This window comes from Motiliproteus coralliicola, assembly GCF_003345655.1.
Taxonomy (GTDB): Bacteria; Pseudomonadota; Gammaproteobacteria; order Pseudomonadales; family Balneatricaceae; genus Motiliproteus; species Motiliproteus coralliicola.
On record NZ_QQOH01000002.1, the window covers coordinates 506,258 to 526,059 of the forward strand.

The window sequence follows — 19,802 nt, forward strand, 5'->3', positions numbered from 1 at the left end:
TCCCTTCTTAATTAGCGGGTCAGGCGTTTTCGCGGCTATCGAGTTGGCAACCGCTGCTGGGCAATGGCTGCCCATCCATCAACGCCTGACCGTTGTTGTAGGTCAAACGGCCTTCGCAGAACCACTTGACCGCCAAAGGATAGATGATGTGCTCCTGTTGCTGCACCCGTTCGGCCAAGCTGATCGGATTGTCGTCATCGAGGACCGGGACGATCGCTTGGATCACCAGCGGGCCGCCGTCGAGTTCTTCGGTAACGAAGTGGACGGTGACGCCGTGTTCCTTATCACCGGCCTGAATTGCCCGCAGGTGGGTTTTCAGACCGCGGTACTTGGGCAGCAACGAAGGATGAATGTTCAACATTTTTCCTTCGTAGCGGCGGGTGAAGTCGGCGGTCAGGATCCGCATAAAGCCGGCTAGTACCACCAGATCGGGCTGGAAGCCATCGATCAGGTGGATCAGTTCGGCGTCGAAGGCCTCACGGCTGGTGTAGTCGGTATGATCCAGAGTAACGGCCTCTATGCCGGCATCCTTGGCGCGCTGCAGGCCTTTGACGTCGGGGCGGTTGCTGACCACCGCGCAGATCTCGGCATCAATCTGTTCGGCTTTGACCGCATCGATGATCGCTTGCAGGTTGGTGCCACCGCCGGAGATCAGTACCAGGATCTGCGGCTTCTCGGGGGCTGCCGCCTGCATCAGTTACCCAGCCCTTGCAGCTCGACCTGCTCTTCGCCGTCGGTTGCGGCCTGGATCGAGCCGATGATGATGGCGTCTTCACCTTCGGCCTTCAGCAGCGCCAGTGCTTCATCGGTCTTGTCGGCCGGAACCGCGATCACCATACCGATACCGCAGTTGAGGGTACGGTACATCTCGCGCTCTTCGACGTTACCTTGTTGCTGCAGCCAGTTGAAGATTTCCGGACGCTGCCAGCTGTTGACGTCGATGACCGCTTTGGCGGACTCAGGCAGTACGCGGGGGATGTTCTCCAGCAGACCACCACCGGTGATGTGGGACAGGGCGTTAACCTGGGATTCGCGGATCAGCTTCAGCAGCGGCTTAACGTAGATCCGGGTCGGCGCCAGCAGCGCATCGCCCAGGGTGCCTTCGCCAAACGGAGCGTTAATGTCGGCACCGCGCACCTCAATGATCTTGCGGATCAGCGAGTAGCCGTTGGAGTGCGGACCGGAGGCGGTCAGGCCGATCAGGGTGTCGCCGACGCTGACCTTGGAACCGTCGATGATCTCGTCTTTTTCGACCACGCCGACGCAGAATCCGGCCAGGTCGTAGTCTTCGCCTTCGTACATGCCTGGCATTTCGGCGGTCTCACCACCGACCAGCGCACAACCGGACAGTTCGCAGCCTTCACCGATACCGGTAACCACGTCAGCAGCGATATCGACATTCAGCTTGCCGGTGGCGTAGTAGTCGAGGAAGAACAGCGGCTCGGCACCAGCGACCACCAGGTCGTTAACACACATGGCGACCAGATCGATGCCGATCTTGTCATGCTTGTTCAGATCCATCGCCAGGCGCAGCTTGGTGCCGACACCGTCGGTGCCGGACACCAGTACCGGCTGCTTGTAACCGGCCGGCAGTTCGCACAGCGCGCCGAAGCCGCCCAGTCCCGCCATCACTTCGGGACGACGGGTGCGCTTAGCCACTCCTTTGATGCGCTCGACCAGCGCGTTACCGGCGTCGATATCAACACCTGCATCTTTGTAACTGATGGATTCGTTAGAGTTGCTCATAGGAGTTAGAACCTGTCTGGCGGACCTTGTGTGAGATGCGAACGGGTCGCAAATTGAAAGGCGCGTATTCTACCAGTTCGGTCCTTGGTGGGCATCTATCGAGAGGCGAAATTGTCGATTTTTTCAACGTTGACTGTGCGATTGGATGGTTTACCGTCGGTTGAGTCGCAGGGTGGCGGTTTGTGCTTGGGCCGGGTTGGTTTATGCTTGGCCTCCTGAGCTCGGTTTTCGGGCATTGGGTAGCACTGAAGCGAAAGGAACGGGTGTGCGACGGCTGACGATTTTGACAAGACTGGTAGTGCTGGGCAGTTTGCTGCTGGGGCTGATCGGGAATGCGCAGGCGGCCCGGATCGGCGGCCTCTACAGTGCCGAACTGTTGGTGGCCGAGCAATCGGTGCGGGTGGCGCCGGAACTGGTCAGTCAGGCGCTGGCGCAGGTGCTGGTGAAGGTCAGTGGGCGTCGTGATGTGACCCGTCAGGCGGCGATCGAAGCGGCGATGGGCGAAGCCAACCGCTATATCCAGCAGTTCAGCTACCAACAGACCAACAGACCGTTGCCCACCGACGATGGCCGTGAGGTGCTGGCCCATCGATTGAAGATCGACTTCGAGCGCACCCTGATCAATCAACTGCTGTCCGATGCCGGCCTGCGACCGTTGGGGACGATCCGCCCCGGGGTGCTGGTGTGGCTGTTGGAAGAGCGTAACGGTCAGCGAGAATTTATCGGCGATGAAGAAGATCCGGCATTTTTGGCGATGAAATCACGTGCCGTAGAGCGTGGCCTGCCGGTATTCCGGCCGTTGCTGGACCTGCAGGACCAGCAGGCGCTGTCCAGCGGCGATGCCTGGGGCTTCTTTACCGATTCAATCCGCCGTGCCTCTAGCCGTTATCAGGCCGATTCGGTGCTGGTTGGACGGCTGTACCGCAGCGGCGGCGGCTGGCGCAGTCAGTGGTTGCTGCTCAAGGGGCAGGGCCAGCGCTTTAACTTCGATGGCGAAGGCTCCGTGCTGCAAAACCATCTGGGCTCGGCGGTGGATCAGGCCGCCGACCTGCTGTTTGTCGACTTTGTTGCCTCCACCGATGACCTGGATCCCGGCGCGGTGCTGCTGGAGATTGACCAGGTTAATTCGATCGAAAGCTATTTCGAGATCAATCGCTATCTGAGTGACCTGCCGGCGGTGAAGCAGGTCAAACTGCAGCAGCTGGACCAGGATCGGCTGCAACTGCAACTGCGGATCGACGGTACCATCGGCCAGCTTCGCGGTGCGCTGGGGTTGAACAAGCATTTGCAACCGTTGGAGCTGATGCAGCCGGATCAGCCCGGGCAGCTGTTTTACCGTTGGCGCCCGTAATGGCGGGTTGACGCCAACCGAGTCAAGGAAACGACGATGACCGATTCACAACGTTGGCTGGTATTGACCCTGGTGCTGCTTTGCGCCGGGTTGTTCTATCTGCTTGAGCCGATTCTATTCCCCTTTCTGAGCGGTATGCTGCTGGCCTATATGGGCGACCCGTTGGCTGACCGGTTGGAACAGAAAGGGCTGTCGCGCACGTTGTCGGTGGTGATCGTGTTCACCGGGCTGAGCCTGCTGCTGGTCGTATCGATGCTGCTGTTGCTGCCCAAGCTGGGCCAGCAGATCGACAACCTGGTCAGCCAGGTACCACTATTCTTCGACTGGATTAAACAGACCCTGATCCCCTGGCTGGAGCGGGTAACCGGTATGCCGGCGCCGAAACTGGAGCTGGATCGGCTGCGTCAGGTGCTGATGCAGCACTGGCAGACCGGCGGGGACCTGGCCACCCAACTGCTGGGGCAGGCGACCCGTTCGGGGCTGGCTTTTGTCGGTTGGTTGGTCAACCTGACCCTGATTCCGGTGGTGGCGTTTTATCTGCTGCGGGACTGGGATGCGATGGTCGAGCGGATCCGGTTGATGCTGCCTCGCAATATCGAACCCCATGTCAGCCGCTGGGCCAGTGAGTGCGACGAGGTGCTCGGTGCCTTTATGAAAGGGCAGCTGCTGGTCATGCTCTGTTTGGGGGCGTTCTACGCCCTGGGGCTGGCGCTGGTAGGACTCAAACTGGCGTTGATTCTGGGTCTGCTGGCCGGGCTGGCCAGTATCGTCCCCTACATGGGCTTTATCGTCGGCATCGGTGCGTCGTTGATCGCGGCGATGCTGCAGTTCAATGAGCTCTACTACCTGGCGCTGGTGGGGCTGGTCTTTGGTGCCGGTCAGTTGCTCGAAGGTATGTTCCTGACCCCGGTGCTGGTGGGCGATAAGATCGGTCTTCACCCGGTTGCGGTGATCTTTGCGATCATGGCCGGGGGGCAGTTGTTCGGCTTTACCGGGGTGTTGCTGGCTCTGCCAGTCGCTGCAGTCATCATGGTGCTGCTGCGCCACCTGCATGCCGGGTATCTGGATAGCGACCTGTATCAGGCCAATGAGGGAAGGGCGCTGGAAAGTGGGGACGACAGTTCCACCGATTCCCCGTCAACCCCGCAGTAAACTTGGCTACGACGCCACACGGGATACTCAGGCGGGACTGTTGATCGCCGATTGGCTCGACGGGTAACGCTCGCACAACTGTTCAAACTTCAACGGCTGGGCCAGTAGGTAGCCCTGGGCGATGTCGCACCGGTATTGGGCCAGGCGTTGCAGTTGCTCATTGGTTTCCACCCCTTCTGCGACCACCTTCATATGGCAGGATGCGCCGATGGCGATGATGGTTTTGACTAGAGAGTCACTCTGATCGCTGCTGAGCAGCTTGTTGATAAAGGAACGGTCGATCTTGATCTCGTTGATAGGCAGCGTGTTGAGGTAGCTCAGCGACGAATAGCCGGTTCCGAAATCGTCCAGCGAGATCGAAAAACCGAGATCGCGCAGCTGCTGCAGTACCGGGGTGACCGCCACCAGGTCGCTGATCAATACATTCTCGGTGATCTCCAGGGTGATGCTCTGGTAAGACAATCCGGTGCAATCGACCCGCTTCACCAGCTGGTTAATAAAGTCTTTCGCAATGAGCTGCTTCGGCGACAGGTTGATCGACAGTTGAATCTGTTGGCCCTGTTCGGCGTTGAACTTGGCGATATCCCGGCAGGCATGTTCGATCACAAACAAGCCGATCTCGTGGATTAGACCGGTATCTTCGGCCAGCGGGATGAACTCAAACGGTGGTACCTGCCCCAGGCTTTGGTTGTTCCAACGCAGTAGAACCTCCACCCCGTGCAGTTGATCGCCATCGATCAGATGCTGGGGCTGATAAGTCAGATAGAACTCGTCGCGGGATAGGGCGTGACGCAGCTCCTCTTCCAGCAGGAAGTCATGCTGAACCTGCTCGTTGATACTCTGATCGAAGAACAGCACATCGCCTTTCTGCCGTGCCTTGGATTTATACAGCACGATATCGGCCTTGCTGATCAGCTCTTCCGGGTTGTCGCTGTCGGCCGGGTACATCGCCACACCGATACTGCAGCTGGAGTAGAGCTGTTTGCCATCTATCTCGAAGGGTTGGGCGAACACCTGCTTGATCAACTCGACCCGGTTCAGGGCGTCATTGTGGCTGGTCAGTTGTGGAAAGCAGAACACAAACTCGTCGCCGCCGAAGCGGGCCACGGAATCGCCCTTACCGATCAATGCGGCAAACTGGTGACTGATCGCCTGCAATAGCTTGTCGCCGGTGGAGTGACCATAGAGGTCATTGATCTTCTTGAAGTCGTCCAGGTCGACAAACATGACCGCCAGTTGCTGATGATCTTTGTCCGAGAGTTCGATCGACTGCTGAATTTGCTGGGTCAATAGCAGCCGGTTTGGCAGCTCGGTTAGAGCATCGTGCTGGGCCATCTGCTGCATCTGGTTTTTGGTCTGCTCCAGCTCGTTGAAATCGTTGGAGATACGGTGCTGCAGCTTGTTAAAACGGTGGGCGATATTTTTACTCAGGCTGAGCGAGAAGAGCAGGACGATCGCGGTGACCAGAAAACTCAGGACCAAGAGTTTGGTCAAATTATCGCTGTTCTGTTGCAGGATCTGCTGCTCACGCTGGCCCAGATAAGCCTCGATCTCCTGCAGATAGATTCCGGTGCCCAAGGCCCATTGCCAGTCCTCTATCCCGCGGACATAGCTGAGTTTATCGGCGGCTTCACCTGTGCTGGGTGTGTATGGGTTGATATAGCGGACGTAGCCGCCGCCTTCGCGAGCGGTTTGGATCAGATTTTGAATGAAGGGTTGGCCGCTGCTATCTCGCTCCGCCAGTTGGTTGGAGCCGATCGTATCCCGAAGGGCGTGGGCCAGCACATGGCCCTGGTAATCGAACACGAAAATATAGCTGTTATCGCCGAACCGTATGCTGTTGATCCGGTCCAGTAAGTTCGCCTTGATGTCGTTTTCAACGTCCACCACGTATTCGCCGGTGCCGATAAACCAGTCGTAGGGCTCAAAATACTTCCCGAAGCCGATCTTCTTGAACTCTTTGGTTTTGTCGGAAGGTTTGACGAACCACCAGCGATAGTAGGCCTCGCCCAGCTGTTTAACCTTGGCACCCATCTCCCGAACGATGTAGCTGCCGCGAACATCCTGCAGATCCCACTTGGAGGTGCCTTCCATCTGTGGCAGCAGCGGGTGCATGACGTTTTCGCCAGTGGTTTTATAGATAAAGAAGTAGCCGCGACCTTCATTAAAGCGAATGCTGCGCAGTGCGTCGGTGATCAGCCGGGTGACTTCTGCCTCGGGCTTGTCCCAGTTTCGTTGATAGATCGTCTCGGCTATTCGGTGGGCTTCGTGGATGCGTTCGCGGATGGTTTGCTTGAGCTGGTTCTCGGTGTTGGCCTTGGCATACTCGATCTGTCGATAGACTTGATCGATCTGGGCTTTGATCTGTTCCCGCTGCTGCTCTAGAAAGTCGCTGCGCAGGTTTTCGGTATCCTTTTTGACCTGAGTGCGGTTGTCCTGAATCACGAAGATGTTGACCAGCACGGCAAAGATCATCACCACCAGCACGGGAGTAATCTTGATCAGTCGTAGTAATTTCTGGTCGGTGGAAACCTGCATTGTTTTGAGAAATCCCTGATGCTGCTATATCCATGCAATTGGTGCAGGATTTACCAACTTTAGCCGACATTAGCAATATGTCACAGCGGCGGCTAGAGGCTGATAGCGCAGGCGAGGGAGAATGTGTCGCTAGTGTGACATAGGGCAAGAAATTCAAGCTGATCTTGTAGAGCGACACCGGGAGAAGCGTTGTCAGGGGGCGATGGCAGCTACGTATTCGTAGCCGCCGGTCGAAGTTATGACTGAGCGCTTAGGGTTTGTCGTTGGAATGAAAGGGGCAGACCGGGACGGTGCCATGCCAGACCGGCAGCTCCATATCTTCGGGTTCTTCGCTGGGGCCGGCCTGGCGACGCTTGAAAGAACCTTCGTCGATGGGCATCCGCAGCAGTGCGGTGATCTTCCTCTCTTTGGCGTTGGGTGCACGGACTTGATCCCAGCGTCCCGCTTCAATTTGGTTGATGATGACCTCAAACGCGCGGTCGAACTCCACCGGGTCGGTAACACGCTCGGCTTGACCGTACAGGACTGCGGAGCGGTAGTTGGCGCTGTGGTGATAGGCCGACTTGGCCAGTACCCACTCGCTGCACTCGGCGAAGGAGATACACAGCTGAGCTCCGGCTTCACAAAGCTTGTGCAAGCGGCTTTTATTCAGGCTGTGAAAATAGAGGTGATCGTCGACCCGCCATACCGTCATCGGTATCACCACCGGCAGTCCATCGCTGACAAAGCCGATATGGCCGGTTTTCAGATCATCAATCAGGCGGTAGATATCGTCGCGACGGTAGCTGGCGCGGTCGGCACAGCGGCGAATCCGACTCCGTTCGGTGGGGGACAATTGGTTCGATTCGACAGTTGCCGGCTGGGGATGATTCTGCATCGGCTCTACTCCTGATATTGGCGAATGAGGTGACCATTGTTCTATGCTATTGGCTCCATTTATAGTTCCGATATTTTCAAAGTAATGAGTCCAATTATTGAGTTGCCCCATCTGGATGAGATTCTGCTGGATCGGGCCAAGCCCTTGCAGCAGCAGCTGTATCGACAGCTTCATCAACTGATCCTGCAGGGACGGCTACGGCCGGGGTTTCGACTGCCTTCGAGCCGGCGGCTGGCTGAAACCCTTGGCGTCAGCCGCAATACCGTCACGCTGGTGCTGGAACAGTTGAAGCAGGAAGGGTTTCTGATCAGCCGGGTGGGTAGTGGCTGTTACGTCAACCGGCAGCTACCGCAGGATTGTCTGGGCCTGGATGCGGCCGTGTGGGAAAGCTCGGTCCACCCTCCCGAGCTGTCCCTGTATGCCCAAGGGCTTGAGGAATACAGGATGCGCGCGGACGCGGATGAGGGGAGCGCCGATCTGCCCTTTACGGTGGGGCTGCCCGACCTGACCTGCTTCCCCGCTGCCACCTGGAGCCGAATCCTACGGCGCCATTCGGATCGGACCTGCCTGATGGGCTTTGACGACCCGATGGGGTATCCGCCGCTGCGCGAGGCGTTGAGCAATTACCTGGCGGCATCCAGAGGGGTACGTTGTAAGCCCGAACAGGTGTTGATCACCCAGGGGGCACAGCAGGCCTTGGCGTTGTGCGCCCTGGTGCTGCTCAATCCCGGTGAGCAGGTACTGGTGGAAAACCCCGGGTATGCCGGAGCCCGCGAAGCCCTACTTGCTCGCGGGGCAAAGTTGGAGCCGTTGCCGATGGGGCCGCAGGGGGTGGATACGGCTGCGTTGCCGTCTCAGACCGAGGCACGCTTGATGTACTGCACCCCGACTCATCAGTATCCGCTGGGAGGTATTCTGTCGGCAGCTCAGCGTTTGCAGCTGCTGGACTGGGCTGCTTCGCAGAGGCTGTGGATTATCGAAGACGACTACGACAGTGAGTTTCACTTCCACGCCAAGCCGATCGCCGCGTTACAGGGGATGGCGCCGCATACGCCGGTGATCTATATGGGCAGCTTTAGTAAGACCTTGCTGCCGGCCAGTCGCTTGGGCTATCTGGTCGTGCCTGAGAGTCTCGCCAACACCTTTGCCACGGCCAAGCGCTACCAGGGAGGGGATAGTCCGATGCTGCTGCAAGCGGCAGCGGCCGACTTTATCGCCGAGGGACATTTTGTTCGTCATCTACGTCGGATGCGGCAGTGTTACCAGCGCAAATGGGATCATATCCACGACCTGCTGATACCACTGGCTGGCCGGGTCGAGTCGTTAGCCGAAAGCGCCGGTATGCACCTGGTGTTGCAGATCGATGGGGTCGATGATCGGGTGTTATGCCGGGCGTTTCATGAACAGGGCTTTGGTGGTACGCCACTGTCGAGCTACTACCTCGAGGGCACCAAACCCCGCCAGGGCATAGTGCTGGGGTTTGCCCACAGCAGCCGCGCCGAGCGTGAAGACGCGGTGGCGGTGCTGAAGCAACTGCTGGAGAGCGGGGTTGCGACTGCAAGTCATCAGTGAGCCGTCATCCCTGTCTTTTACTGGATCGGGACAGGTCGTGAAATTCTGCTCGGGTTAGATCTTCGTTGCGTCCAAGCCTTGGGCTATAATCGGTGACCCTGTTTTCGGGGATCACTCTGTGCCGAGTGGTTTGTTATAGCATCAGGATCTCATCACCCTTGTTCGACCAGCCTGACAGTTTCGACGTCGATAACCCGTTTCAGCTCGCCCTGAGCTTTGGCATGCGGGACGATACGACGCTGGAAAACTTTTACCCGCTTCGGAATGAGTCGGTGGTGCGCCAGCTGAAGCAATTGGCTGCCGGACAGGGGGAGCCCTACCTGTTTCTGTGGGGTGAGAGCGGCGCTGGCCGTTCCCATCTGTTGCAGGCTTCCTGCCATCGGGCCGGTGCGCTCGGGCGCAGTGCCTTCTACCTGCCACTGGACCAACTACTCGGCCATGGCCCCTCGGTGTTGGAAGGGCTCGAGTCACTGGATCTGGTCTGTATCGATCAGCTGCAGCTGGCGGTCGGCTCACCGGAATGGGAAGAGCCGCTGTTCCATCTGTTCAATCGTCTGCGCGATGCGGGACGGAGCCTGTTGATCGCCGCCGATCGCCCTCCGCGGCAACTGCCGCTGCAGCTGCCGGACTTGAAGTCCCGATTGAGCTGGGGGCTGGTCTATCGGGTCTGGGGGCTGGATGATGAAGGCAAGTGCGAAGCGCTCAAAGCCCGCGCCCAGCAGCGGGGCATTGATCTGGCCGACGACGTGGCACAGTTTATTATGCACCGCAGCCCGCGCCGCACCGGTGAACTGTTCGCACTGCTCAATCAGCTCGACCGAGCTTCGCTGGCGGCGCAGCGACGGATCACGATTCCTTTCGTCAAAGAGGTGATGGACTGGTAGCTGCTGCCCAGCTGCTATCGGTTTTGAGCGAATCCTCTTAATTTCCTACGGATGTCGACGCGGGCCTGACCATCGGGAGCGGCATGGTAGCTTTTTGTTTATTAGAAGAAGATAATAAAGCGGTTTTTGATTAAAGCCTGACCTGAGCATTTCACCAACGGATTGGAGTGTCAGGGTCTGCAGGCTAGGGATGCTCGCCCCAGTAAGGACTGACGCCATGGACGCTTCAATGCCGGAATCCGCCCGTCGACGGGCCCGTTCACCCCACGAACTTTCAATGATCAATCTGTTGATGATCAATCTGCTGTTACTGATTGCGGTGCTGGCCGGCAGTTTTCTGCCCCAGGGATCGGCGTTGCTGGAGTATCGTTGGTGGCTGGTTGCCGGCCCTCTAAGCCTGTCATTGGCGGTGATACTGTTTACCCATTGGAAGGCAAACCAATTGCAGCGGGAGACCGGTAGCCAGCAGGCCTTTATCGCCGCCCACTGGCGTCTGGCCGTGGCGCGAAATCGGATTCTGCTGCTGGCCTATCTGGTGGGGGCTTCGTTGATCGGTGTGGGCTGGCTGCTGTCGATGAGCCAGGCCGATCCACGGATGGAAGCGTTGATGTTCGTGGCCTTACAGCGGGTGGCGGTGGCACCGGTACTGCTGACCCTGATGGTGCTGATCATGTTGGAGGCCGGAGCGCTCTATCAGGCTGGCAGGGGCGAGTTGCCGGCGGCTAAGGCGCCGTCGTCCGAGCCGCAAGGCCCTGAACTCCAGCGCTCTTAAACGCGCAAGTGAAATCCGCTCAGACCGAAGGCGGTTGAGTTGGACTCTGTGGCGATTCCATTCCCTGCAGGATACTCTTCCAGCGGGCGTACATCATCGCACTGCAAAACAGCACCACGGTCAGCATCGTCTTGGCCAAGCCCAACAGCATGAATTTATCGGTCATGGCGTGGATCACGCCGCTGCAGAAATAGACCAGAATCACGAAGCAGAGCCAGATATGGGGGCGAGCCCGTCCACCGAAGATCGCCGGAACAAAGCCGACCAGCGGCAGGGTTAACACCAGCCAGATGGTGATCGGGTTGGCCAGCGCCGGGGGTGAGATCCACAGCATCCAGGCGCTGAGCAGACCGATCAGCCCCAGCAGAGAGAGACGTGTGGCCAGGCCACTGTAGTGGACCCGCTGTTGCAGCTGCTCGATGGAGAGCTTGTTTTTGATCATCGGCATCAGACAGTCTTCCCATCGGAGTTAGCGGCCAGGGTCAGGGCGAGACGGGCCAGCCGTTTACCCTGGGCGCGGCACAGTTGCAGTTCGATCTCACTGAGTTCGCGGTTACCGTCTTCACCGGCCACATGGGTGGCGCCGTAAGGGGTGCCGCCACCGTCGGTCTGGTTCAGGCCGGGCTCGGAGTAGGGCAGGCCGCAGATCAGCATGCCGTGATGCATCAGCGGCAGCATCATGCTCAGCAGTGTGGTTTCCTGACCACCATGCATGCTGGCGCTGGAGCTGAACACCCCGGCCGGCTTGTTGATCAGGGCGCCGTTGGTCCAGAGTCCGCTGGTACCGTCGATAAAGTACTTCAGCGGTGCTGCCATGTTGCCGAACCGGGTCGGTGAACCCAGCAGCAGGCCGGCGCAGTGGCGCAGATCCGAGTCGCTACAATAGAGCGCGCCCTCGGCCGGAATCGAATCCAGGCTGGCCTCGGTATCGGGCGAAACCGCAGGCACGGTGCGCAGCCGGGCCTCGATCCCCGCTTCCTCGACGCCTCGGGCCATATACTGGGCCATCTTGGCCGTGGCTCCGTGACGGCTATAGTAGAGGATCAGAACGTAAGGACGTGGTTCGGTCATCAGACCAGGTCCAGCACGTTTTCAGGCGGACGACCTACCACGGCCTTATCGGCGGCGATGGCGATCGGGCGCTCGATCAGACGCGGAAACTGAACCATTGCATCGATCAGGGCATCATCGCTCAGCTCGGTGTCCTTGAGGTTGTTGTCCTTGTATTCCTGCTCGCCCTTGCGCAACAGTGCCCGGGGCTCGATGCCAAGTTGTCCCAGCAGGGTGACCAGCTCTTCGCGGCTGGGGCTATCCTCTAGATACAGGCGGATCTGGGGTTCGACCCCTTTCTCCTGCAGCAGCTGCAGGGCCTGGCGGGATTTTGAACAGCGCGGGTTGTGGTAGAGGGTGATTGTGCTCATAGCAGGGTTCCGGTGTCTAAACGGTTATCAATCGGGCTATTCTAACCGTAGAATCAGCGCTAACAAGTTACGAAAACTAAGGTTTAAGGTCCTTTGATGAAAAACCTCACTTCTGCGATCGGCTCGAGCACCAGTCTGGGATTCCTTCGGCATCTGTTTCAGCAGTTTATTGCCAACCAGGGGATTCTCAATGCGGCGGCGATGACCTACACCACCCTGTTCGCGGTGGTGCCGATGATGACGGTGACCTACGCGATGCTGGCTTCGGTACCCAGCTTTCAGGGATTGGGGCCGCAGTTGGAGAGCATGATCTTCGATAATTTCGTCCCCAGCACCGGCGCGGCGGTGAAAGAGTACCTGTCGGGGTTTGCCGGTCAGGCCCGTTCCCTCACCGGGATCGGTATCCTGTTTCTGGTCATCACCGCCTTTATGATGCTCAAATCGATCGAGAAGACCTTCAACCGCATCTGGCAGGTACGCGAGCCACGGCGGGGGCTGCCGAGCTTCTTGATCTATTGGGCGGTACTGAGCCTGGGTCCGGTGCTGCTGGGCCTGGGTCTGGGCCTGACCTCCTATGTCACCTCGCTGCCGCTGGTCTCCGATGCCACCGATGTGATCGGCGGCAGGGAGCGCCTGCTGGCACTGCTGCCCTTGTTGCTTAGCGGTGCCGCCTTCACGTTGCTCTATGCCGCGGTACCCAACTGCACCGTGCGGTTACGGCATGCCATGGTGGGCGGGCTGCTCAGCGCGCTGCTGTTTGAGGCGGCCAAGCGGGGCTTTGCGATGTTCGTGTCGCTGTCTCCGTCCTACCAGTTGGTCTACGGGGCCTTTGCCGCCGTGCCGCTGTTTCTGCTGTGGATCTATATCTCCTGGATCATCGTGCTGCTGGGGGCGCAGTTCGTTCGTTGCCTGAGTACTTACGATTCCAGTCGCCGGGGGATCGATGCGCCGCCGTTGTATTGGGGGCTGGCGATGATGGAGCAGCTGTGGCGGGCGCAACAGCTCGGTCATGGCCTGTACGAATCCCAGCTGGCGCGACGCTTGCCCGGACTCTCGGTACTGCTGTTGTCGCGCTATCTGGAAGAGTTGAAACGGGCCGGCATGGTCAGCGTTAATCACAAAGGCCAATACCTGTTGTGCCGGGATCTGCATACCCTGACGCTGGAGCAGTTTCAGAGCAAACTGCTTTGGCCGTTACCGGATGCGCTTAGCCAAGCTTATTGCGACGACCCGCAACACTGGTCCGATCAGCTGCGTCTATCCCTGGACCATGTCACCGATTTCCGGGTTGAGCAGTTGGGCACCAACTTGGCGCAGTTATTCGGACAACAGCGGGAAACGGTTAAAGAGATCGATAGCAAGCTGCGTACCGCGGCTAAATAGTACGCCACGCTGAGGTTTCATCCATCTCAGCGCGGATGTATTTAATCATCAGTCCCAGCAGTTAACGGGAGGTCGTATGGAAAGGTTAGGGCTGCACTGTTGGATTACCGGTCGGGTTCAGGGGGTCTGGTTTCGGCAGGCTACCCGCGAGCAGGCGGAGTACCACAATGTATCCGGCTGGGTCTGCAACCTTCCGGACGGTCGGGTTGAGGCGGTGTTGGTGGGCGAACCCAATGCGGTGCGCCAGCTCGAAGCCTGGCTCAGCGTCGGACCGGAGCTGGCCCGGGTGGCGGATGTGGAAGTGACATTGATCGACGAACCGGAGAGCTTCGACGGTTTCGAGGTTCGCTAGCTGGCGAGTTAAATTGGAGAGGGCCTAATCCAGATAGCGGTTCTGGGCCGCGTAGACCTTATTTGGGTACTTCATCTTGCCGTAGCTGCCGTTGTAGCGCGCCAGCGCTTCGCTCAGGTTGCCCTTGGAGCGTTCCAGATAGTAGCTCAGGATGGTACAGCCGTAGCGCAGGTTGGTGTCGATATCGGTTAGATTATCCTCCGGGCGACCGATCTCGTTCTTCCAGAACGGCATCACCTGCATCAGCCCTTGGGCACCCACCACCGAGATTGCAAAACGCTGGAACAGACTCTCGGTGTGAATGACCCCCATCACCAGATCGATCGGCAACCCGGCCCGTTTGGCTTCACGGTGGGCGGAACGCAGAATATGCAGCCGCTCCTGATCATCTTTGACGTACCGACTGATCCGAGCCGACATATCCACCAACCAGACCTCGGCATCGAAACGATCCTCAAAACTGTCGGCCTGATTGACCGCCTCGACCAGCCAGCTACGCAGTTCCTGATCAACCGGTGCCTGGCTCCGGGTAGTGGCATAACTAGGCCATGTCAGCCCCAGCAGCAATAGACACAGCACCGCCAACTGCAGCAGTGCAATCGGGTGGAAGCGAAGATGGATCCTGTCGGCAATTGTCGGCATGGCAAAATCTTGGCTTGGTGCCTGCTATTTGTGGGATAGCAGGGAGACTAGAAAGGCCCCATTCTATGACCGCTGCGGGGGGATCGCCAGTGCAGGAGCCGCCGATCAGGAGTTGGTTTGATGGAAGTCAGAAAGATGAGGGGTGATTGGATTTAGCGAGTTTAATCCGGACATGCCTGGGCATCACCATACCCTGTCAGTGCAGTGCTCTCTAGGATTGATCACGCGGTTATTTACACGCGGCAGTATAGAAGTAGCTATCAATACGAAGCGTACACTTTAGAGAATTTAGATTGGTGCGGGATATCTCTGTTGCCTCTGAGAGCATAGGGCGGACCTCAAGATCATTACAGGGATTTTGAACGGGGCTGATTAATAGATCTTGAGCTTTGGCCAACGGCAGACTTACGAATGAGACGCTGCCTGTTTGCTATAATTTGCGATACTCAGATACCCCGAAGTGGCATCGTGTTGGAAAGGGGTGTTGCAATGCCTATCCGTCCAGTTATTTCGCTGTATATAGTTCTTGTTTGGTTATTTACCGTCGTCCCTGCCGGGGCGGGGGAGCCTTCACGCTTGCTGGATGGTATGACCTTTGTGGGAAGCAATGGTGAAAAGGGGCGTGAAGCGGAATCAGACGAAGAGGAAGCGCTCATTTTCGAAGATGGCCTGTTTACCTCCTCATCCTGCGTACCTTATAACTTCAGCAGCAGCCAATACAGTGCCCGGGTAACAGGAGATCAAATTCATTTCGAAGCTATTACCACCAGCCCGACTCATGGGCAGATCGCTTGGAAGGGTACCATCGAGGGTAAAAGCGCTGATGTGATATTCATTTGGACTAAAGAGCGTTGGTTTTGGAATACCCGACGGGAATATTGGTTCAAAGGTGTTCTCAAGGAGTGAGTATGCAGGAGTTGTTTTCTGCACTACTCCAACTTAGCTGTAGCTTTGTCAAAGGTGGAACGTTTTGCCCGATTCCAGCCAAACACCAACACGCATGGTGCGTTTTTTGAAGCTTCTCCTCTTCGTTGGTGTGGTTCTGCTCATCAATTTCGGCGCTGCCTGGCTTGCCCGTCAAATAGACTTTCAAATATTTCCCCGTCACGAATCCCTGCTGCAGGGGGCGGTTCTGTCAATGGCTCTGCTATATGTGTTGTTGATGGCGATCCCGTTTATGCCGGGCATTGAGGTGGGGCTAGGGCTAATGCTCTTACTCGGCGGCAAAGGTGCGCTCTTGGTGTATCTTTGCACCCTGCTGTCTCTTTCCATCAGCTTTTCAATGGGGCGGTTGTTATCTCCCCTGGTTCTGTGTCGATTTCTTTCTTGGTTCCATTTCAGTCGTGCCAGTAACCTAATCCAGCGGCTGGCGCCTTTGGATGCTCATGCCCGAATGAAACTGCTGAATGAAAAAGCGCCGTCACGTATTGCGCCTATTCTGGTTAAGCACCGTTTCTTGACCATTGCTGTGCTGTTGAACTTGCCCGGTAACGCAGTAATTGGGGGCGGTGGAGGTATCGGACTAATTGTTGGCATGAGCCATTTGGTCTCTTACCCTACCTACCTCATGCTGCTGGTGCTTGCCGTTGCCCCTGTACCTCTTTGGTTTTGGTTTCAAGGAGGGTAGGTCAGGGGAATCCCTGTTGCCTATTAAAAATACTTGTCTGGCTGTATCAGCGGATGCTTTTTGCTGTTCTAAAACCACCTGTTAGCTCATGGCACAGCAGCTGTAATGAGCTTAGGAGCTCCGGTGTGGTTTAGTCTTGAGTTTGTCCTGTTAAAACTTGTTCCAGTAGAGTTTTACGAAGACTTCCTAAGCCAGTTGAGGAGACGGCGGCATCTTTCCTCAACTGGCCTACTGGGCGTTAGCTAGGCTTTATCAGATCTGTGCCGCCAGTCGGGTGCCCTGATCGATCGCGCGTTTGGCGTCCAGTTCGGCGGCGACATCGGCACCGCCAATCAGCTCGAACGGTTTGTTAAGGCCTTCGGTCAGCTCGCGCAGCGGTTCCTGGCCGGCGCAGAGGATGATGTTGTCCACTTCCAGTAGCTGTTCTTCGCCGCCGACGCTCAGGTGCAGGCCGGCATCGTCGATCTTGTGGTATTCGCAGCCTGGCAGCATCTGCACGCCCCGCTTGAGCAGGCCTGCGCGGTGAGCCCAGCCGGTGGTCTTGCCCAGATTGGCGCCGACCTTGCTGCTCTTACGCTGCAGCAGGAAGATCTGCCGCGGCGACGGGGCGAATTGCGGCTCGATCCCTTCGATACCCCCACGGGCGGCCAGTTCGAGGTCGACCCCCCACTCCTTCATAAACAGCTCGATATTCTGGCTCGGTTTGGGACCGGCGTGGCTGAGGTATTCGGAGACATCGAAGCCGATGCCGCCGGCACCGATCACGGCAACCCGCTGACCGACCTCGGCACCGTTGATCACATCCAGGTAGCTGAGCACTTTCGGATGCTCGACGCCATCGATTGCCGGGGTGCGCGGGGAGATTCCGGTGGCGATGATGATCTGATCAAAGTCGCTGTTGTTGAGTTCGTCGGCATCGACACGGGTACCCAGGCGCAGCTCGACGCCGGTCAGCTCGATCTGACGAGCGAAGTAACGCAGGGTTTCGTAGAACTCCTCTTTGCCCGGGATCTGCTTGGCGATGTTGAACTGGCCACCGATCTGGTCGGCGGCATCGAACAGGGTTACCTGGTGGCCGCGTTCGGCGGCGCTGGTGGCGAACGCCAGACCGGCGGGCCCGGCACCGATCACCGCCAGCTTCTTGGGCGAGTCGGTGGCGATCAGGTTCAGTTCGGTCTCGTTGCAGGCGCGGGGGTTGACCAGACAGCTGGCCGGCTTGCCTTGGAATACATGATCCAGACAGGCCTGGTTACAACCGATACAGGTGTTGATCTCGTCGCTGCGATTTTCGGCGGCCTTGTTGACGAACTCGGGATCGGCCAGGAACGGACGCGCCATCGACACCATATCGGCATCGCCTCGGGCCAGTACCTCTTCGCCGACTTCCGGGGTATTGATCCGGTTGGAGGTCACCACCGGAATCGACAGAGCCTGGCGTACCTTGGCCGTGACCCAGGTGAAGGCGGCACGGGGAACCTTGGTGGCGATGGTCGGAATCCGGGCCTCGTGCCAGCCGATGCCGGAGTTGATGATGCTGGCGCCGGCTTGTTCGATCGCCTGGCCCAGTTCAACCACTTCGTCGTAGTTGCTGCCATTCTCGACCAGATCCAGCATCGATAGCCGGTAGATGATGATGAAGTCTGTACCGACGCGCTCGCGAATCCGCTTGACGGTTTCGGTGGCGAAACGGATCCGGTTGTCGTACTCGCCACCCCAGTTGTCGTGACGCTGGTTGGTGCGAGTGACGATGAACTGGTTGATAAAGTAGCCCTCGGAACCCATCACCTCGACGCCATCGTAACCGGCCTCGCGGGCCAGTTCGGCGCAGCGGGCGAAACTTTCGATCTCGGCTTCGATCTCCTCTTCGGTCAGTTCGTGGGGGGTGAATGGGTTGATCGGTGCCTGGATCGCCGAGGGTGCGATCAGCTTGGGGTTATAGGCATAGCGGCCGGCGTGGAGGATCTGCATACAGATCTTGCCGTCTTCGGCATGCACGGCGTCGGTGATCTTACGGTGATTGGCGACATCCTGCTCGCTGGCCATCAGTGCCGCGCCGGGGAATACTGCGGCGTTCATGCTGGGGCCGATTCCTCCGGTGACGATCAGGCCGACGCCGCCACGGGCACGTTCGGCGTAGAACGCGGCCATCTTGTCGAAACCGTTTTTACGCTCTTCCAGGCCGGTGTGCATCGAGCCCATCAGTACGCGGTTTTTCAGGGTGGTGAATCCCAGGTCGAGCGGGGCCAGTAGATTGGGGTAGGCGGATGCGGTCATCGTCGGTCTCCGTAGAGGGTCACAGATCGTTTTAGTTGTTGTGCTTTCTGACGCTCAGATTCTGGTCTGGACTCTGTTGGTCTGGCCTCTGTGAGTCAGAATAGTATGGCTGTCATTCAAATTTGACACTGTCAAGATTGGGTTAAAATATAAGCAAAAATAGACGCTGTCAAGATTGGTGGAGGTATAGAGCTTGGCATGCTCGGCCCGATTGGAGTCGAGCATGCTGAAATGACTGCAAAGTCGAGATTACTGGTGGGGCTCGACCAGCAGGGTTTGGATAGCGGTACCAATCGCACCTTTTTGATCGAACAGCGTGGCGACCGCGGTGCCGATGCCGCCGGGGGGCCAGTGGGACACCGCTTCGGAGGCGAGCCATTCTGATTCGGGTAGGCGGTGGATCGCGATGGTGACATCCGGATTCATAAACCGCGCCTCGGCCAGCTCGCAGTTGCGGGAGATGCCGTTGCCGCAATCGGCCAGCGGGCAGAGTCGCTGGAATGGTGACGGAACTTCGCCTTCCAACAGCGGCAGGGTTCGCATCCACAGGGTAGTTGGGCCGGGGCTATCGTCCTGACCGGGTGGGTAGGCCACCTCGATACCGTCGGCGAAAAAGGGCAGGTCGTGATGGTGCTCACGGACCGGGAATTCGCCCGGACGGGCATCTTCAAAGCAGGGCCCAAGGACTTCGGTTGTGGGCAGGGCGATATCTTTGCCGTGGCGTATATGCAGACTCTGGGCGCTGGCGCAGATACGACCGTCACGATCCTTGAGCAGCGCCGAGGCGGTACAGACCGAACGACCATCACGGATGATCTCGGTTTCAATCTGGAAGCCATTCATCGTGATCGGGCGGAGTAGGTTAACGGTCAAGCGAACCAGTTGCTTGTCGGTCACCCGTAATTCCAGCGCCCGGACGATCAAGCCCGTCGGCGGGCCGGCGTGGCAGGCATCGATGCTCCAGGGGCCGCGGGCCGGATCGTTACCGACAAACCAATCTCCCTCCTGATGGAAGAACGCGTTGTATTCAGTTTTGAGCATGCTGTTGTCCTGTTACCGGATGGCGTGAGAGCGATAGTCGCAGGCCGGATTAGTTTGAACTCTCAATACGGAGGCGTATGTTGGATTCTTCATGTTAATTTTAGTGCCGTCAAGATTGAGGCGCTTGGATTCAGGCAGGACAACGACGAGGACAATGAATTGGTAATCGA

At 58.0% G+C, this 19,802-nt stretch carries 19 protein-coding genes; 9 read left to right on the plus strand and 10 right to left on the minus strand.

The genetic code is table 11. From position 1 onward, the window contains the following. Positions 1–19: 19 nt before the first annotated feature. Both purN and purM read right to left on the minus strand, forming a co-directional pair. The gene (purN, locus tag DV711_RS09200; protein WP_114695376.1) at positions 20–694 is read right to left on the minus strand and encodes a phosphoribosylglycinamide formyltransferase; all 675 of its coding nucleotides are present in this window, start codon (positions 692–694) and stop codon (positions 20–22) included. Next, positions 694–1,746, minus strand: a complete 1,053-nt coding sequence (gene purM, locus DV711_RS09205; RefSeq protein ID WP_114695377.1) for a phosphoribosylformylglycinamidine cyclo-ligase — start codon at positions 1,744–1,746, stop codon at positions 694–696. Before purM ends, purN begins: the two co-directional genes overlap by 1 nt. A 283-nt stretch (positions 1,747–2,029) precedes the next feature. Here purM and DV711_RS09210 point away from each other — a divergent pair, with 283 nt between their 5' ends. Together DV711_RS09210 and DV711_RS09215 are read left to right on the plus strand one after the other, a co-directional pair. Then, the gene (locus tag DV711_RS09210) at positions 2,030–3,097 is read left to right on the plus strand and encodes a DUF2066 domain-containing protein (RefSeq protein WP_165840057.1); all 1,068 of its coding nucleotides are present in this window, start codon (positions 2,030–2,032) and stop codon (positions 3,095–3,097) included. A 36-nt stretch (positions 3,098–3,133) separates the two neighbouring features. Then, positions 3,134–4,249, plus strand: coding sequence for an AI-2E family transporter (locus DV711_RS09215; RefSeq protein WP_114695379.1), 1,116 nt, complete (start codon positions 3,134–3,136; stop codon positions 4,247–4,249). A 27-nt stretch (positions 4,250–4,276) separates the two neighbouring features. Here DV711_RS09215 and DV711_RS09220 read toward each other — a convergent pair whose 3' ends face one another. Both DV711_RS09220 and DV711_RS09225 read right to left on the minus strand, forming a co-directional pair. Next, on the minus strand, positions 4,277–6,787 hold the full coding sequence (locus DV711_RS09220) for a bifunctional diguanylate cyclase/phosphodiesterase (protein ID WP_114695380.1): 2,511 nt from the start codon (positions 6,785–6,787) through the stop codon (positions 4,277–4,279). Positions 6,788–7,037: 250 nt separating this feature from the next. Next, positions 7,038–7,664 (minus strand): pyridoxamine 5'-phosphate oxidase family protein, encoded by a 627-nt coding sequence (locus DV711_RS09225; protein ID WP_114695381.1) that lies wholly within the window; start codon positions 7,662–7,664, stop codon positions 7,038–7,040. Between the two features lie 84 nt (positions 7,665–7,748). Here DV711_RS09225 and pdxR point away from each other — a divergent pair, with 84 nt between their 5' ends. The 3 genes from pdxR (at position 7,749) to DV711_RS09240 (ending at position 10,892) form a co-directional block, all read left to right on the plus strand. Further along, on the plus strand, positions 7,749–9,236 hold the full coding sequence (gene pdxR, locus DV711_RS09230) for a MocR-like pyridoxine biosynthesis transcription factor PdxR (RefSeq protein ID WP_114695687.1): 1,488 nt from the start codon (positions 7,749–7,751) through the stop codon (positions 9,234–9,236). A 158-nt stretch (positions 9,237–9,394) separates the two neighbouring features. Continuing rightward, entirely contained in the window at positions 9,395–10,120 is a 726-nt protein-coding gene (hda, locus tag DV711_RS09235; RefSeq protein ID WP_279386514.1) for a DnaA regulatory inactivator Hda, read from the plus strand. A 217-nt stretch (positions 10,121–10,337) separates the two neighbouring features. After that, on the plus strand, positions 10,338–10,892 hold the full coding sequence (locus DV711_RS09240) for a hypothetical protein (RefSeq protein ID WP_133297433.1): 555 nt from the start codon (positions 10,338–10,340) through the stop codon (positions 10,890–10,892). Between the two features lie 19 nt (positions 10,893–10,911). Here the strand turns inward: DV711_RS09240 and DV711_RS09245 are convergent, their stop codons facing one another. Genes DV711_RS09245 through arsC form a run of 3 tightly spaced genes read right to left on the minus strand, consistent with a single transcriptional unit; the run spans position 10,912 to position 12,313 of the window. Beyond that, positions 10,912–11,340 carry a DUF2069 domain-containing protein gene (locus DV711_RS09245; RefSeq protein WP_114695383.1) on the minus strand — a complete coding sequence of 143 codons (429 nt, stop codon included), beginning with the start codon at positions 11,338–11,340 and terminating at the stop codon, positions 10,912–10,914. Further along, a complete protein-coding gene (gene wrbA / locus DV711_RS09250) occupies positions 11,340–11,963 on the minus strand; it encodes an NAD(P)H:quinone oxidoreductase (RefSeq protein WP_114695384.1) in 624 nt (207 codons plus the stop codon). Before wrbA ends, DV711_RS09245 begins: the two co-directional genes overlap by 1 nt. After that, entirely contained in the window at positions 11,963–12,313 is a 351-nt protein-coding gene (gene arsC, locus DV711_RS09255) for an arsenate reductase (glutaredoxin) (protein WP_114695385.1), read from the minus strand. The genes wrbA and arsC overlap by 1 nt, the downstream gene beginning before the upstream one ends. A gap of 96 nt (positions 12,314–12,409) precedes the next feature. On the opposite strand from arsC, the gene DV711_RS09260 reads away from it, so the two are divergent. Then, on the plus strand, positions 12,410–13,696 hold the full coding sequence (locus DV711_RS09260) for a YihY family inner membrane protein (protein WP_114695386.1): 1,287 nt from the start codon (positions 12,410–12,412) through the stop codon (positions 13,694–13,696). A 76-nt stretch (positions 13,697–13,772) separates the two neighbouring features. Beyond that, positions 13,773–14,048 (plus strand): acylphosphatase, encoded by a 276-nt coding sequence (locus tag DV711_RS09265; RefSeq protein WP_114695387.1) that lies wholly within the window; start codon positions 13,773–13,775, stop codon positions 14,046–14,048. A 24-nt stretch (positions 14,049–14,072) separates the two neighbouring features. On the opposite strand, the gene DV711_RS09270 is transcribed toward DV711_RS09265, so the two are convergent. Then, a complete protein-coding gene (locus DV711_RS09270; protein ID WP_114695388.1) occupies positions 14,073–14,690 on the minus strand; it encodes a lytic transglycosylase domain-containing protein in 618 nt (205 codons plus the stop codon). A gap of 489 nt (positions 14,691–15,179) precedes the next feature. Here DV711_RS09270 and DV711_RS09275 point away from each other — a divergent pair, with 489 nt between their 5' ends. Together DV711_RS09275 and DV711_RS09280 are read left to right on the plus strand one after the other, a co-directional pair. Continuing rightward, entirely contained in the window at positions 15,180–15,596 is a 417-nt protein-coding gene (locus DV711_RS09275; RefSeq protein ID WP_114695389.1) for a hypothetical protein, read from the plus strand. 64 nt (positions 15,597–15,660) lie between these two features. Beyond that, positions 15,661–16,317 carry a hypothetical protein gene (locus DV711_RS09280; RefSeq protein WP_133297434.1) on the plus strand — a complete coding sequence of 219 codons (657 nt, stop codon included), beginning with the start codon at positions 15,661–15,663 and terminating at the stop codon, positions 16,315–16,317. A gap of 252 nt (positions 16,318–16,569) precedes the next feature. Here DV711_RS09280 and DV711_RS09285 read toward each other — a convergent pair whose 3' ends face one another. Together DV711_RS09285 and DV711_RS09290 are read right to left on the minus strand one after the other, a co-directional pair. Next, entirely contained in the window at positions 16,570–18,591 is a 2,022-nt protein-coding gene (locus DV711_RS09285; protein ID WP_114695391.1) for an oxidoreductase, read from the minus strand. A 249-nt stretch (positions 18,592–18,840) separates the two neighbouring features. After that, positions 18,841–19,632, minus strand: a complete 792-nt coding sequence (locus DV711_RS09290; protein ID WP_114695392.1) for a thioesterase family protein — start codon at positions 19,630–19,632, stop codon at positions 18,841–18,843. Positions 19,633–19,802: the final 170 nt, after the last annotated feature.